The 14,478-nt window shown below is 66.2% G+C and carries 15 protein-coding genes; 14 read left to right on the top strand and 1 reads right to left on the bottom strand.

Annotation, left to right across the window (positions count from 1 at the left end; genetic code table 11):
• The first annotated feature begins 23 nt into the window (after window positions 1–23).
• From rpmF to NH448_RS00010, 14 genes are all read left to right on the top strand, one after another.
• A complete protein-coding gene (gene rpmF / locus NH448_RS00075; RefSeq protein WP_010627954.1) occupies window positions 24–194 on the top strand; it encodes a 50S ribosomal protein L32 in 171 nt (56 codons plus the stop codon).
• 34 nt (window positions 195–228) lie between these two features.
• Window positions 229–1,302, top strand: a complete 1,074-nt coding sequence (gene plsX, locus NH448_RS00070; protein WP_083970469.1) for a phosphate acyltransferase PlsX — start codon at window positions 229–231, stop codon at window positions 1,300–1,302.
• A gap of 9 nt (window positions 1,303–1,311) precedes the next feature.
• Window positions 1,312–2,259: an ACP S-malonyltransferase gene (gene fabD, locus NH448_RS00065; protein WP_045993431.1), complete on the top strand. Its 948-nt coding sequence runs from the start codon at window positions 1,312–1,314 to the stop codon at window positions 2,257–2,259.
• Between the two features lie 60 nt (window positions 2,260–2,319).
• Complete coding sequence (fabG, locus tag NH448_RS00060) at window positions 2,320–3,063, top strand: 3-oxoacyl-ACP reductase FabG (RefSeq protein WP_045993432.1); 744 nt, start codon at window positions 2,320–2,322, stop codon at window positions 3,061–3,063.
• Between the two features lie 121 nt (window positions 3,064–3,184).
• Window positions 3,185–3,418 carry an acyl carrier protein gene (gene acpP / locus NH448_RS00055; protein WP_021820799.1) on the top strand — a complete coding sequence of 78 codons (234 nt, stop codon included), beginning with the start codon at window positions 3,185–3,187 and terminating at the stop codon, window positions 3,416–3,418.
• Between the two features lie 266 nt (window positions 3,419–3,684).
• Window positions 3,685–4,923, top strand: a complete 1,239-nt coding sequence (gene fabF / locus NH448_RS00050) for a beta-ketoacyl-ACP synthase II (protein WP_045993406.1) — start codon at window positions 3,685–3,687, stop codon at window positions 4,921–4,923.
• Between the two features lie 3 nt (window positions 4,924–4,926).
• The gene (gene pabC / locus NH448_RS00045) at window positions 4,927–5,745 is read left to right on the top strand and encodes an aminodeoxychorismate lyase (RefSeq protein ID WP_253028302.1); all 819 of its coding nucleotides are present in this window, start codon (window positions 4,927–4,929) and stop codon (window positions 5,743–5,745) included.
• Window positions 5,746–5,851: 106 nt separating this feature from the next.
• A complete protein-coding gene (gene mltG, locus NH448_RS00040) occupies window positions 5,852–6,856 on the top strand; it encodes an endolytic transglycosylase MltG (RefSeq protein ID WP_253028301.1) in 1,005 nt (334 codons plus the stop codon).
• Window positions 6,857–6,888: 32 nt separating this feature from the next.
• Complete coding sequence (gene tmk / locus NH448_RS00035) at window positions 6,889–7,569, top strand: dTMP kinase (protein WP_108132684.1); 681 nt, start codon at window positions 6,889–6,891, stop codon at window positions 7,567–7,569.
• A 23-nt stretch (window positions 7,570–7,592) separates the two neighbouring features.
• Window positions 7,593–8,561, top strand: a complete 969-nt coding sequence (locus NH448_RS00030; protein ID WP_045993433.1) for a DNA polymerase III subunit delta' — start codon at window positions 7,593–7,595, stop codon at window positions 8,559–8,561.
• Between the two features lie 106 nt (window positions 8,562–8,667).
• Entirely contained in the window at window positions 8,668–9,504 is an 837-nt protein-coding gene (locus NH448_RS00025; protein WP_108132686.1) for a TatD family hydrolase, read from the top strand.
• Window positions 9,505–9,623: 119 nt separating this feature from the next.
• Window positions 9,624–10,214 (top strand): DUF1285 domain-containing protein, encoded by a 591-nt coding sequence (locus NH448_RS00020; RefSeq protein WP_253028300.1) that lies wholly within the window; start codon window positions 9,624–9,626, stop codon window positions 10,212–10,214.
• The gene (locus NH448_RS00015) at window positions 10,214–12,418 is read left to right on the top strand and encodes an ATP-dependent helicase (RefSeq protein WP_253028299.1); all 2,205 of its coding nucleotides are present in this window, start codon (window positions 10,214–10,216) and stop codon (window positions 12,416–12,418) included. Before NH448_RS00020 ends, NH448_RS00015 begins: the two co-directional genes overlap by 1 nt.
• A gap of 113 nt (window positions 12,419–12,531) precedes the next feature.
• The gene (locus NH448_RS00010) at window positions 12,532–13,392 is read left to right on the top strand and encodes a sulfurtransferase (RefSeq protein ID WP_253028298.1); all 861 of its coding nucleotides are present in this window, start codon (window positions 12,532–12,534) and stop codon (window positions 13,390–13,392) included.
• Between the two features lie 191 nt (window positions 13,393–13,583).
• Here the strand turns inward: NH448_RS00010 and NH448_RS00005 are convergent.
• A partial coding sequence (locus NH448_RS00005; RefSeq protein ID WP_253028297.1) for a dicarboxylate/amino acid:cation symporter occupies window positions 13,584–14,478 on the bottom strand: 895 nt, incomplete at its 5' end.

Genomic DNA, 14,478 nt, shown 5'->3' with positions numbered 1-14,478 from the left:
GATTTTTTGTGGAGTGATTTCCCATGGCAGTTCAGCAGAACCGTAAGACCCGTTCCAAGCGCGGCATGCGTCGTAGCCACGACGCCCTGAGTGCACCGACCCTGTCCCAGGACAAGGAGACCGGTACCACTCACCTGCGTCACCACGTCTCCCCGGACGGTTTCTATCGCGGTCGCAAGGTCGTCGACGTATAAGTTGACGACGCCTCGATAGCGCCTGGCCGCCGGGATGCGGATTGCCGTAGATGCCATGGGCGGGGACAAGGGTCCCCGCGCCACCGTGGCGGGGGCGGCCAGGGCAGTCATCGAGGACCCGCAGCTCGACATTCAGCTGTTTGGCCCTGCGGGCCTGCTGGATGACGAGATTTCACGCCTGCCGCGGCCTCTGGCCGCGGCGGCGTCGCATCTGCACCTGTGTGACGCACCCGATATCATTCCCGCCGATATGCGCGCCTCTCAGGCGCTGCGCCGAGGCCATGCTTCAAGCATGGCTCGCATGCTTGACTGTGTGGCGGCGGGTGAGGCCGATGTCGGCGTCAGTTCCGGCAATACTGGCGCCTTGATGGCGCTGTCGCGCCGCGCCCTTGGCATGGTGCCGGGCGTGCCGCGCCCGGCCATCAGTACGGCGATTCCGACGCGAGGCGACGGACGCTGCTATTTGCTTGATCTGGGTGCCAATGTGGATGTGTCGGCGGAGCGCCTGGTGGACTTCGCCCTGATGGGCGATATCATGGCGCGCCACGTCGACGGTCTGGCGGCTCCACGGATTGCCCTGCTCAACGTTGGGGTGGAGTCGACCAAGGGCTCCCTGGCGGTACAGCAGGCCGATGCGGCACTGCGCCAGGTGGCCGGGATCGACTATCTTGGCTTTATCGAGGGCGATGGCGTGTTTGCCGGTCAGGCGGACGTCGTGGTCTGTGACGGCTTTGTCGGCAATGTGCTGCTCAAGGCCAGCGAGGGCCTGGCCAAGATGCTGGTCGGTCGCGTCCAGGCGACCTTCGAGGCGCACTGGGGGAGTCGGCTGGTGGGGATGCTGGCCCGTCCGGCGCTCAGACGATTGAAGAGTGAACTGGATCCGGTTCGCTACAACGGCGCCAGCCTGCTGGGGCTGGCGGGTATTGTGATAAAGAGTCATGGCAGCTGTGACGCTCAGGGTTTTTACTACGCCCTGAAGCGCGCCTCCCAGGAGGTCAGCCGTGACTTGCCGAGCCGGCTGGAGGCCGAGCTCGACCATCGTCGTCCATCTTCCGGTCCCTTGTCAGGGGGCAGTGTGGATATGGATGATGGCCAACAAGAGCTATAGGTGATCAAGATGACTCAACCGCTTGCCCTTATCTTCCCTGGGCAGGGGTCGCAACAGGTCGGCATGCTGCGCGATCTGGCCGAACGCTACAGCGTGGTGAGGACGACCTTCGAGGAGGCCTCGGAGGCTCTGGGTTACGACCTGTGGCAGGTGGTCCAGGAGGGTCCTGCGGAGGCGCTCAATGCCACCGCCTGCACCCAGCCGGCACTGTTGGCCTCCAGCGTGGCGATCTGGCGCGTGTGGCAGGAACTCGAGGGCCCGCGCCCCGGTGCCATGGCCGGCCATAGTCTCGGCGAATACAGCGCCATGGTGTGCGCCGGCGCGCTTTCCTTTGCGGAAGGGGTCCGTCTGGTTCGCCTGCGCGGCGAAGCCATGCAGCAGGCCGTGCCGGCCGGGCAGGGCGCCATGGCGGCGATTCTTGGTCTGGACGACGCGGCCGTCGAGCAGGCCTGCGCCAAGGCGGCCGACGGGGACGTGGTCTCTGCTGTCAACTACAATGCTCCCGGGCAGGTGGTGATCGCCGGCAGCAAGGCCGCCGTGGATCGTGCCATCGCCGCCTGTCAGGAGGCCGGGGCCAAGCGCGCGATGCCGTTGCCGGTATCGGTGCCTTCCCACTGTGACCTGATGCGGCCGGCCGCCGAGCGGCTGGAGCAGGCGCTTGGTGATATCGAGCTCAAGGCGCCGCGCTATACCGTGGTGCAGAACGTCGATGCCCAGGCCCATGCCGATGTGGCCACCCTGCGCACTCGTCTGATCGAGCAGCTCTACCAGCCGGTGCGTTGGGTCTCCTGCGTCGAGAAGATGGTCGACGGCGGTGCCGAGGTGTTCATCGAGTGCGGGCCCGGCAAGGTCCTCACCGGCCTCAACAAGCGTATTGCCCGGGGCAGTCGCGGACTGGCGGTGAATGATCCCGACAGTCTCAGTGCCGCCCTTGAGCTGGCTCGCGAGATCAACTGATCGAAAGCCTCCTGGCCCGGCGCTGTGCCGGGCGACAACGACGAAGCAATGGAAGTGACCATGACAACCGAGCCTAGAGTCGCCCTGATTACCGGGGCCAGCCGCGGTATCGGCCGTGCCATCGCCCACGAGCTGGGGCGGCAGGGTCGCATCGTGATCGGCACCGCCACCACCGATGCCGGTGCCGACCGCATCGATGCGGACCTCAAGGAGCAGGGGTTTCAGGGCGCAGGGCGCCGCCTCGACGTCACCGATCCGACCAGCGTCGAAGCACTGCTGAAGTCGATCAATGACGAGTTTGGTGCGCCGACCATCCTGGTCAACAATGCCGGTATCACCCGTGACAATCTGCTGATGCGAATGAAGGAAGATGAGTGGGATGGTGTACTCGACGCCAACCTCAAGTCGGTCTTTCGCCTCAGCAAGGCGTGCCTGCGTGGCATGAGCAAGGCCCGTTGGGGCCGTATCGTATCCGTCAGTTCGGTGGTCGCCACCATGGGCAACGCCGGCCAAAGCAACTATGCTGCCGCCAAGGCGGGCATGGAAGGCTTCACCCGGGCGCTGGCGCGCGAGGTGGCCTCCCGTGCCATCACCGTCAACGCCGTGGCGCCTGGCTTTATTGCCACCGACATGACCCAGGCGCTGTCCGAGGATCAGCAGACGATGCTCAAGGGGCAGGTGCCTCTGGCGCGTCTGGGGCAGCCCGAGGAAATCGCCGCGGCGGTCGGGTTCTTGACCAGCGATAGCGCAGCCTATATCACTGGCGAAACCCTGCACGTCAATGGCGGGATGAACATGCGCTGAATGCGCTTCCTGCGTGTGTTGCGTCGACCCGAAGGGGTCTATAAACTACCCCGCAGTTTACTTGCGGAATTAACCAGCTGGTCATCAGAACGGCTAACGTGAACGACTGGAGTATGTCTAAATGAGCACCATCGAAGAGCGCGTGAAGAAAGTTGTGGCAGAGCGCCTGAACGTCAAGGAAGAAGATATTCAGAACTCCTCTTCCTTCACCGAGGACCTGGGCGCTGATTCCCTGGACACCGTTGAGCTGGTGATGGCGCTGGAAGAGGAATTCGATACCGAAATTCCTGATGAAGAAGCCGAGAAGATTACCACCGTTCAGGAAGCGATCGACTACGTCAACGCCAACCAGTAAGACCGGCTCGGTGTTCCGAGTCAGTCTGCCGGTGGCGGCGATGGCCGCTTGCTGAAAGGCGGGGATGCAATCCCCGCGGAAGCCGTCCTGGTTCGCCAGGGCGGCTTTTGCGTGTCCAGGCCTCGAAGGCAGGGTCCTGTGCCAGCGTTCCCGGTAAAGCCTCGGCGCCGGGGGGAGCACAGCGGCCTGTGTCTCGGGTATAATGCGCGCAACCGACGGTCCTCCACAGTTGGGCCGTAACTTTTTGGATGTCTGGAGGAAAGCTGATGTCTCGTAGAAGGGTAGTGGTGACGGGCCTCGGCCTGGTCACACCGGTGGGCAACACCGTCAAGGAAAGCTGGGACAGCATCCTGGCCGGCAAGAGCGGTGTGGCGCCCATCGAGCACTTCGATGTCAGCGGCTTCAACACGCGCTTCGGCGGTTCGGTGAAGGACTTTGATATCAGCCCCTACCTGAACCCCAAGGATGCCAGGAAGATGGACCTGTTCATCCAGTACGGTATTGCCGCGGGGGCTCAGGCCATCGAGGACGCCGGTATCGAGTGCACCGAGGAAAATGCCGATCGCATCGGCGTGGCCATCGGCTCGGGAATCGGTGGGCTGCCGATGATCGAGCACAACCACAACGCACTCAACAAGAGCGGCGCCCGGCGTATCTCGCCGTTCTTTGTGCCCGGCTCCATCATCAACATGATCTCGGGCAATCTGGCGATTCAGCACGGCTTCCGTGGTCCCAATATCGCCATCACCACCGCCTGCACCACCGGTACCCACAATATCGGCTACAGCGCCCGCACCATCGCTTACGGCGACGCCGACGTGATGGTCTGTGGCGGTGCCGAGATGGCGACCACACCGTTGGGGCTGGGCGGCTTCTCCGCCGCGCGGGCACTGTCCACCCGCAATGACGATCCCCAGGCGGCCAGCCGCCCGTGGGACAAGGATCGCGACGGCTTCGTGCTGTCCGACGGCGCCGGCGTGGTGGTGCTGGAAGAGTACGAACACGCCAAGGCACGTGGGGCGACCATCTACGCCGAGCTGATCGGTTTCGGCATGAGCGATGATGCCTACCACATGACCCTGCCGCCGGAAGACGGTCGCGGCGCGGCGGCCTCCATGGCCAACGCGATCAAGGACGCCGGCATCGACGCCAGCGAGATCGACTACATCAACGCCCACGGCACCTCGACCGCCGCCGGTGACCTGGCCGAGAGCAGGGCGGTGGAGAAGGTCATGGGCAGCGCCGCCCAAAGCGTCGCGGTCAGCTCCACCAAGTCGATGATCGGCCACCTGCTCGGTGCCGCCGGTGCGGTGGAGGCGGTCTTCAGCATCCTGGCGATTCGTGATCAGGCGCTGCCGCCCACCATCAACCTGGACAATCCCCAGGAAGGGTGCGTGCTTGACTACGTGCCGCATACCGCCCGCGATGCCAAGGTCGACGTGACCCTGTCCAACTCCTTCGGCTTCGGCGGCACCAATGGCACCCTGGTGTTCAAGAAGGCCTGATGGATGAATAGGCCGCCCGAGCCGACATTGCCCCTGAGTGACCGGGGGCTGGCCTACGGCGATGGCCTGTTCGAGACGGTGCTGGTGCGCGACGGCACGCCGCTGTTGTGGTCTGAGCACCTGGCACGACTGCTGAACGGCTGCCGGGTGCTCGACCTGCCCCCGCCCCGTACAGAGGCCCTGGCATCCGCCCTCGCTGGCGCGGGGCCGGGGCTTGGTGTGCTCAAGCTGGTCTACACCCGGGGCAGCGGTGGGCGGGGCTACGCGCCGCCGGCGTCCTCAGACCCCAGGCTCGAGGCGATATGGTCGAGCTTCGCACCCGATCAACAGCGCTGGGCAGCCGGGGTCAGGGTGCGTCGCTGCCGCCTGCGCCTGGCACGCCAGCCCGTGCTGGCAGGGATCAAGCATCTGGCCCGCCTCGAGAACGTGCTGGCACGAGCGGAGTGGCAGGATCCCGACATCGCCGAGGGGCTTCTCGAGGATGATCGAGGCCAGCTTGTCGAAGCCACCGCCATGAACGTGTTCTTTCTCGCCCGGGGCGCCGAACAGGTATCGACCCCGCCGCTGGATCAGTGTGGCGTGGCAGGTACCCTGCGAGCCGCCTTGCTGGAACAGGGCGCGGTGGTGGAGGCGCCGTTGCTGGCCGACGAGCTTTCGTCCTGCGAGGCTTTATGGCTTGGCAACAGCGTCCAGGGCGTGTGGCCGGTCGCGCGACTCGACGACAGCGAAGGGCAGCCCCAGCATGGCTGGGAGCTGAGTGATGTCCATCGCGCCTTTCAGCACCGAGCCCACCGCCTGCTGGGGTATGCCGGGGCCGACTGAGTCACCCGGGCGCTTCCAGCCGGGGTGCCTGCATCCGCTTTGCCGTACTATTCTGACCGCTTCAGACAAGCGCCGTGCGCCGGCGCGACCAGACTAAGGAACTTCCATGCGCACCGCGCTCAAGGTCTTGCTCACTCTTGTCGTCATTGCCGCTATTGGCGGCTACGGCGCTTATCACTATTGGCAGACGCGTCTGCAGGCCCCGATCACCCTCGATGAACCGATGCTCTACGAGGTGCCGCCCGGGGCCGGTTTCAATCGGGTGGTGGATGATCTCGAGGCCCAGGGTGTGCTGGCCGACGCCTGGGCCTTCAAGCTGTTGACGCGAGTGGAGCCAGATCGTGTGCCGTCGCTGAAGGTCGGCGAGTACTCGCTGGAGCCAGGCATGAGTGGCATGCAGGTACTCGATAAGCTCGCCAGCGCCGAGGTGGTCACCTACAGCGTGACCATTCCCGAGGGCTGGACCTTCCAGCAGATGCGCGCGGCCCTGGCCGAGGCCGAGAAGCTGGCCCACGCCAGTGCCAACATGAGCGACGACGAGATCATGACGGCGCTGGGGCACGAGGGCGAGCATCCGGAGGGGCGCTTCTTCCCCGATACCTACACCTACCACAAGGGGGTGGAGGATCTGGAGATTTTGCGCCAGGCCAATCAGAGCATGGAGGCCCTGCTCGAGGAGGTGTGGGCCGATCGCGCCGAGGATCTGCCCATCGATACGCCGTACGAGGCGCTTATCATGGCCTCGCTGATCGAGCGTGAGACCGGCGCCCCCGAAGAGCGGCGTCAGATTGCCGGGGTGTTCAAGCGCCGCCTGGAGCGTGGGATGCGGCTGCAGACCGATCCAACGGTGATCTACGGCATGGGCGATCGCTTCGAGGGCAATATCACTCGGGCCGACCTGCGCGAAGCCACCCCCTACAACACCTACGTGATCGATGGCCTGCCGCCGACCCCGATCGCATTGCCGGGGCGGGCTGCACTGGAGGCCGCCGTCGACCCGGAGGAGGGCGACACCCTGTACTTCGTCGCCAAGGGAGATGGCACCCACCACTTCTCCCGCACGCTGCGTGAGCACAATAACGCCGTCAATCGTTATATTCGGCGCCGTTGACGCGGACGTCTCCCGAACCAGGAGTGGTATCCATGACGCAGACACAACCGGCCGAGCCCACCTCCGGCGCGCGCGGGCGCTTCATTACCCTGGAGGGCGGAGAAGGCGTCGGCAAGTCCACCAACCTGGCCTTCGTGGTCGACGCCCTCGAGGCGCGTGGCATCGAGGTGGTACAGACCCGCGAGCCCGGCGGGACGCCTCGGGCCGAGGCCATTCGCGAACTGCTGCTGGCGTCCAGCGACGAGCCGCTGGACAGTGACGCCGAGCTGCTGCTGGTGTTCGCGGCACGGGCCCAGCATCTTGCCCAGCGTATTCGCCCGGCCCTGGAGCGCGGCGCCTGGGTGGTCAGCGACCGCTTCACCGACGCCACCTTTGCCTACCAGGGTGGCGGTCGAGGCCTGCCGTTCGAGCGCATCGTCCAGCTCGAACGTCTGGTCCAGGGAGAACTGACGCCGGATCTGACGCTGTTGCTGGACATGCCGCTGGACGCGGCGGAGCGTCGCCTGGCGGGTCGTCTGGACCGCACCGGCACGCGCAAGGATCGCTTCGAGCAGGAGCGCCGCGACTTTTTCGAGCGGGTGCGCCTGGCCTACCTGGCCCGGGCCGAGCAGGCACCGCAGCGGATGGTCAGGATCGACGCTGACGCCAGCCTCGAAGAGGTGCAGCGGCGGATCACGCGGGTACTGGACGAGCGGGTGGCGCAATGGACGTGAGTAGTAGCGTCGCCCAGCCGCCGATGCCCTGGTTGGCGCCGCGCTGGCACGAACTGGTGCGGCTGATGGACGCCGGTCGTCTGCCCCATGCCGTGCTGCTGTCGGGCCCCCGCGGGCTCGGCAAGCAGTCCCTGGCCGAGGCACTGATTGCCCGCGCCCTGTGTGCCCGCCCAGGCGAGACCGCCTGCGGTGAGTGCCACAGTTGCCATATGCTGGCCTCGGGCTACCATCCTGACCTGCTTCGGGTGGCGCCGGAGGAGGGCAAGCGGATGATTCGCATCGACCCGATCCGTCAGGTCAATGGCTTCGTCTCCCAGACCGCTCAGCAGGGTGGGCACCGGGTCATCGAGATCCGTCCTGCCGAGGCGATGAACGTGGCCGCGTCCAACGCCCTGCTGAAGAGCCTGGAGGAGCCGGGGCAGGACACCCTGTTCGTGCTGGTCTCCGACATGCCGTCCCACCTGCTGCCGACGATCCGTTCGCGCTGCCAGCAGTGGACGCTCAAGCCGCCGGAACTCGAAGACTGCCTGGACTGGCTGTCGAAGGAACTCGGTTCCGAGGACGAAGCACGCTTCTGGTTTCGAGCCGCCGGTGGGTTGCCGCTGGCAGCGCGACAGCTGGCCGAGCCGGGCTCGCGGGCGCTGCGTCAACAGCTGCACGAGACCTTCGACGCCCTGGTACGTGGCGCCGAACCGGTGGCCGAGGCGGCCCGGCTGGACCGCCAGGCCATCGATGCCATCCTGTGGTACGGTATCGCCTGGCTGGAGGATCTGATTCGCCTGGGCCTTTCCGGCGAGCCTGAAGGCCTCAGAAACCCCGACCTGGCACCGCTCTATCGCCAGGCGGTGAAAAATGGCCGGGTGCGCGACTGGTTCCGCCTGCTCGACTACGCCCGTGAGCAGCGTCGGTTGCTCAGTGAAGGCGGCAATCCCAACCCGCAACTGGTGCTCGAGGCCTGGCTGGTCCGCTGGGCGGCCCTGTTGCGTTCCTGAGCGACGTCGTGTGCCCAGACGTCCTCCCCGGAGGCTCGCTGGCGTCTCTGATCATCGTCGCCGGTATTCGTCCCTGACATCCGTATTCAAGCCCCGAGAGATCTTCATGTTCGTCGATTCCCACTGCCATCTCGATCGCCTTTCTCCTGATACCCATGGCGGCGATCTGTCGCGGGCCCTGGACGCCGCCCGCGAGCGCGGCGTCCAGCAGTTCCTGGCCATCAGCGTGACCCTCGACGGCGTACCCGAACTGGCCGCAATTCGCCAGGCCCACGACGATGTGGTGATCTCCGCCGGGGTGCATCCGCTGCATCAGGTGGAGCACGAACCCGGCGTTGCCGAGATTGTCGCCTGCGCCAAGGAGCATGGCGCCGTGGCCATCGGTGAATCGGGACTGGACTATCATTACGACAGCGTTCCCGCCGAGGTGCAGCACGAGCGTTTCGCTCGCCATCTGCAGGCCGCCACCGAGCTGTCGCTGCCGATCGTGGTGCATACCCGGGAAGCGAGGGAGGACACGCTCTCGCTGATTCGTCAGTACAGCGATCCCGAGGTCGGCGGGGTACTTCACTGCTTCACCGAGGACCTCGAGATGGCGCGGGATGCGGTGCGCCTGGGCTTTTATATCTCCTTGTCGGGGATCGTCACCTTTCGCACCGCCGAGTCGCTGCGCGAGGTGGCCAGAAAAGTACCGCTGGATCGTCTGCTGATCGAGACCGACAGCCCCTATCTGGCGCCGGTGCCGCACCGTGGCAAGCCCAACGAGCCGGCCTGGGTGGTCGACGTGGCCCAGTGCATCGCCGACGAGCGAGGAATCAGCGTGGAAGAGGTGGCGATGCAGACCACCGCCAACTTCTACCGGCTGTTTCCCAAGGCCCAGCCTGCCGCCCCGGAGGACCTCAAGCAGGCCCTTCGCGACGCGGGCTTTGTGGACCAGGGCTAAGCGGGCGTTGTGGACCAGGGCGAAGCAGGCTTTGTTGTGAACAGGGCCCATGGCCCCGGTCGGCACGGGCACCGGTCTGTTGGCCGGGCCTTGAGCGATAACTCGACGAGGTAGCCTCCATGCAACTCGATCACATCCTGAACGGCATCGCCGAGCTTGGTGAGCGTCCGCCCTTGTCTGACTGGCAGCCCGAACCGAGCGGCGAGATGGACCTGGTGATCGCCCGGGACGGGCGCTGGATCCACGAAGGCAGTCCGATCCAGCGTCCTGAGCTGGTGCGCCTTTTTGCGCGCATCCTGCGACGGGAGGACGACGGCCACCACTACCTGGTCACGCCTATCGAAAAGTGGCGGATCAGCGTCGAGGACAGCGCCTTCGTGGTATTGGAGGCCGAGCAGGCAGACGCTCGGCTGGAAGGCCAGTCAAAAGGCCAGCCAGAAGACCACGTAGACAAGCGCTGGTGGCTGACCACCAACGTCGGCGAGCGTATCGCCCTGGGGCAGCAGCATCGACTATCACTGTCGACGACACCGGCGGGCGAGGAGGTGCCCCAGGTGTGCCTGCCCTATGGCGTGAGTGCTCGACTCGGGCGTAACGTCTTCTACCGTCTGGTCGAGCAGGCCGAAGCGTGCACCGAGCGCGGCGAGCTGGGGCTTACCAGCGACGGCGTGTGGCAGCCGCTGGGACGCCTGGAGGGTGACGCGCACTGATGGCTTCACCTGCATTGGAGCGGCTCGCGCTGACGCCCGAACAACGCTGCGTTGTCGCCCACCCGGCAGGCCACGCCAGGGTCGCGGCGGTGGCCGGAGCGGGCAAGACCACCACCCTGGTGGCCAGGGTGCTGCACCTGCTGTCCCACGGAGTCAGCGCCCGGCGCATGATGGTGCTGATGTTCAACCGCGCCGCCCGGGAAGACTTTCAGCGCCGTCTGGTGGCCATGGCCGAACCCGGCATGGAACTGCCGGAGGTGCGTACCTTTCACTCTCTCGGACATCGCCTGAGTCAGAGCCTGACCCGCTGGGGCGCGCTGCCACGGCGCGAACTGCTGACCGCAGACTGGCAGCAGGAGCGACTGCTGCGCCAGGCGACCCTGGAGGCGTTGGCCCAGGTCGACGAGGATCGCGACGCCGCGCTCGAGCCCGATCGCATCGAGGAACTCGCTCACTTCTGTTCGCTGGTCAAGGCCGAGGTGATCGACCCCCAGTTGCTGTATGAGCGGCTCGAGCTCGGCGAGGGGACTCGCCACTTCGTCGTCGCCCACCAGTGTCTCGAGACCTTGCTGGCCGATCACGGCGTGATGACCTATTCGGATCTGCTGTATCGACCGCTGCTGGCACTCGAAGGTGATCCCGCGCTGCGCCAGCGGGTTCAGGGCTTCCTCGACCACGTGATCATCGACGAGTATCAGGACATCAATGCCGCTCAGCAGCGGTTGTTGGCGGTGCTGGCCGGCGACCAGGCCTCGGTGATGGCGGTGGGTGACGCCAACCAGTGCATCTACGAATGGCGCGGCGCCCACCCGGAGGCCATGCTCGAGAACTTTACCCGGATCTTCGGTGCCGCCACCGACTACCCCTTGTCGACCACCTTTCGCCATGGTCACGCCTTGGCGCTGGCCGCCAATCATGCCATCGCCGGCAACCCGCGTCGCCCGGATCAGCTGTGTCTGGCGGCGCCCACCAATCCGCGTACCGAGCTCAAGGTGGCACGGGGCGCCAGTGCCTTCCTCGATGGACTCAAGCGCTGGGTGGAAGCCGGCCGTCGTCTCGACGAAGCCTGTCTGCTGGTACGTAGCTGGACCCTGTCGGTGCCGATGCAGCTGGCGCTATTGCGCGAGGGCATTCCCTTTCGCCTGGCCCGGGAGGATCGCTTCGTCTTTCGCCTGCCGCTGGTGGAGGCTCTGGCCGGCTATCTATCGCTGGCGCTGTCGCCCGAGAAACTGCGCGACCCCGGCGCGCTGATGCCAATGTTTGCCCAGCCGACCTGCTTCGTACCACGTGAAGTGCTCGCTAGCCTGGTCCAGCGCCTGGCCGACACCCAGACCTGGCCAGGGCCGAGCGACGCGCTGCTGGCGCGACTGAAGCCCCACCAGAAGCGCACCCTCAAGCGTCGCTGGCAACTGCTGTGCGAGCTGCCGAAGCTTGCCCATCTGTCCGCCGACGCGCTGCTCGAGCACGTGGTCGCGGAGGTCGAGGCGGAAAAGGTGCTCAAGCGCGCCGCCTCCCGCCGCGACAAGGGCGAGGAGGACGTGCGCCTGCTCGATGTCCTGATCGAGCAGGCTCGGGAGGTCGGCGACATCGCCACCTTCATCGAGCTGTTGCGGCGCCCGGTGCAGAACCGCGACGAAGGGGTGTTGATCAACACCGTCCATGGCGCCAAGGGCCTGGAGTGGCCGCTGGTGATGGTGGGGGCGGTCAATGAAGAGGACTTTCCCCACTACAGTCGTGACAACCCCCTGTCCCCCGAGCGTCTCGAGGAAGAGCGCAGGCTCTACTATGTGGCCATCACCCGGGCCATCGAACGTCTGGTCCTCCTCCACGATGGTGGCGATCATCGTCCCAGCCGCTTTATCCAGGAGAGCGCCTGCCGCGACGCCAGCGCCGTGGCCAGGGCGCTGTACCGATGCGCTGACGGAGCCGACCCCGAGGAGGTGAGCGTCGCCGAGCCGGCACTGGTGGGGCGCTATCTGAATGCCCTGGGGCAGCCGCTGCCGATCAAGGCGCTTGAGCGAGCGCCAGGCAATGGCCATTACCAGGTGGGTGAGCGCATTCGCCACGGCGTCTTCGGTGACGGTGAGGTCGCCTTGGTGGAAGGCGACCCCGCCAATCCGGTCATCGAGGTGCGCTTCGATCGTGCCGGCAAGCGCCGCCTGATCGCCCATCGCGCCCCGATCGAGCGGCTGTCGAGCGCCTGATCAGGGCGCGGGCCACTTGTCGAGACGCGCGAAAGCACTTCGATACGATAAGGCTCCGAAGCGATAAAGCCTTGCGCCACCAGACAGTGTTCTGACATGAGAAGGAGTTCGTCATGACCCATCCCTTGATCGACGCCGATAGCCTGCGACACGCGCTTGACGGCGACACCCCGCCGCTGGTTTTGGACTGCCGCGTGCGCTTGAACGACCACGAGGCCGGGGCGGCGCTGTGGCGTCAGGCCCATGTTCCCGGCAGTCTGCACCTGGATCTGGACCGTGACCTGTCCGGACCCAGGGACGTTGGCTCCGAGGCAGGCGGACGACACCCGTTGCCGAGCCACGCCGACTTCACCGCGACCCTTCAGCGGCTGGGCGTTGCGCCTGAGCGCGAGGTGGTGGTGCTCGATGATGCCGGCGGCCAGCTGGCGGCGGCACGGGCCTGGTGGATGCTGAGCGAGTGGGCCGGCCACCCGCGGGTGCGCCTGCTCGACGGTGGCCTCGCCGCCTGGGAGGGCATCAATGGTGACTGGGAGGTGGGGGAGGGTGCACCTCCTGCGCCGTCGCAGTGGGCACCCGAATTCGACGACAGTCGTTTCGTCGTCCTCGAGGAGATGGCGTCGACTGCGGCGCTGAAGGTGGACGCCCGGGCCGGTGAGCGCTATCGCGGCGAGGTCGAGCCGATGGACCCCCGAGCCGGGCATATCCCTGGTGCGGTCAATCGCCCCTGTAGCCTCAATCTCGACGACAATGGACGCTTCAAGTCGCCGGAGGCTTTAGCAAGAGAACTGCCCCAGACGTCGCAGCAGGATCCTGGCGTGATTGCCTACTGCGGCTCCGGCGTTACCGCCTGCCATGACATTCTCGCCTATCGCCTGGCGGGTCTGCCGGCCCCGCGGCTCTATGTCGGCTCCTGGAGCGAGTGGAGCGGCGATCCCGCACGCCCGGCCGAGACCGGCCCCGCCACCGCTTCCTGACGCCACTGCTGACGGCGCCGCCTTGTGGCGCCTACAGCGGTCCTTCAGCGTCAACACCATCAACGAGCACGGCCCCGTCATCAGGTGACGGGGCCGTGCTCGTTGGACTATCAGCATGGCGCTGAATCATCAGTACCTGGTCGAGGTGGGGCCTGGCTCTCCTGCGCAGCCGGGCCCTGTCGATTCATCGTCTAGCGGCCTGCCTCGCTGGCGCCTGTCTGGCCAGAGTCTGGGTGGGCGGCTGGGTGGGCGGCATGGTGGCGGCCCTCCAGACGGCTCAGCAGCATGGCGTTGGCGGTATTGCCCATCACGTTCAGAGAGGTGCGGAAGCCATCGGTGAAGCGGTCCACGCCGGCGACCACGGCGACGCCCTCCAGCGGCAGCCCTGCAGCCGACAGTACGGTGCTCATGGCCACCAGGCCAGCGCCCGGCACGCCAGCGGTGGAGAAGGATACCAGCAGGCCGGTGGTAAAGATGGTGGCGGCCAGGGTCAGGGTCACCTCGACGCCGAAAAGCTGCGCCACGAAGAGCGCATTGAAGCCCTGGAGCACGGCGGCGCCGTCACGTTTGAGGGCGGTCCCGAAGGGCAGGGCGAAGGCGCTGAGCTGGTGTGGTGCACCGTAGGCCCGGGCATTGTTGAGGGCGATCGGCAGGGTGGCGTTGGAGCTGGCGGTGCCAAGGGCAAAGCTCAGGGCCTCGCCGAAGTGGCGCAGGTAGGCCAGGGGGCGGGCACCTGTGATCGCCAGCAGGGCCAGATAGAACACCGCCATGGCGCCGATGGCCGCCAGCAGGCCGATCACGTACAGGCCGAGCTTCAACAGCAGGTCGAACCCCTGGGTGGCCACCACCGAGGCGATCAGCGCGAACACACCGATGGGGGCGAGCTTGAGTACCATCGACAGGATCTTGAGGGTCACGTCGTAGCCGCTCTGCAGCAGCGAGACCAGCGGCCGGCTCTGTTCCGGTAGCTGGCGGGCGGCCACGCCGACCAGGGCGGCGGCCAGGATGATCTGCAGCAGGTTGGCCTCGGCCAGCGCCTCAAAGGGGTTTTTCGGTACCAGGCCCACCAGCCACTGGGCCAGCGGG

This window comes from Halomonas sp. OfavH-34-E (genome assembly GCF_024124525.1).
Lineage (GTDB): Bacteria > Pseudomonadota > Gammaproteobacteria > Pseudomonadales > Halomonadaceae > Halomonas > Halomonas litopenaei.
This window is presented reverse-complemented; position numbering and strand designations above follow the sequence as displayed.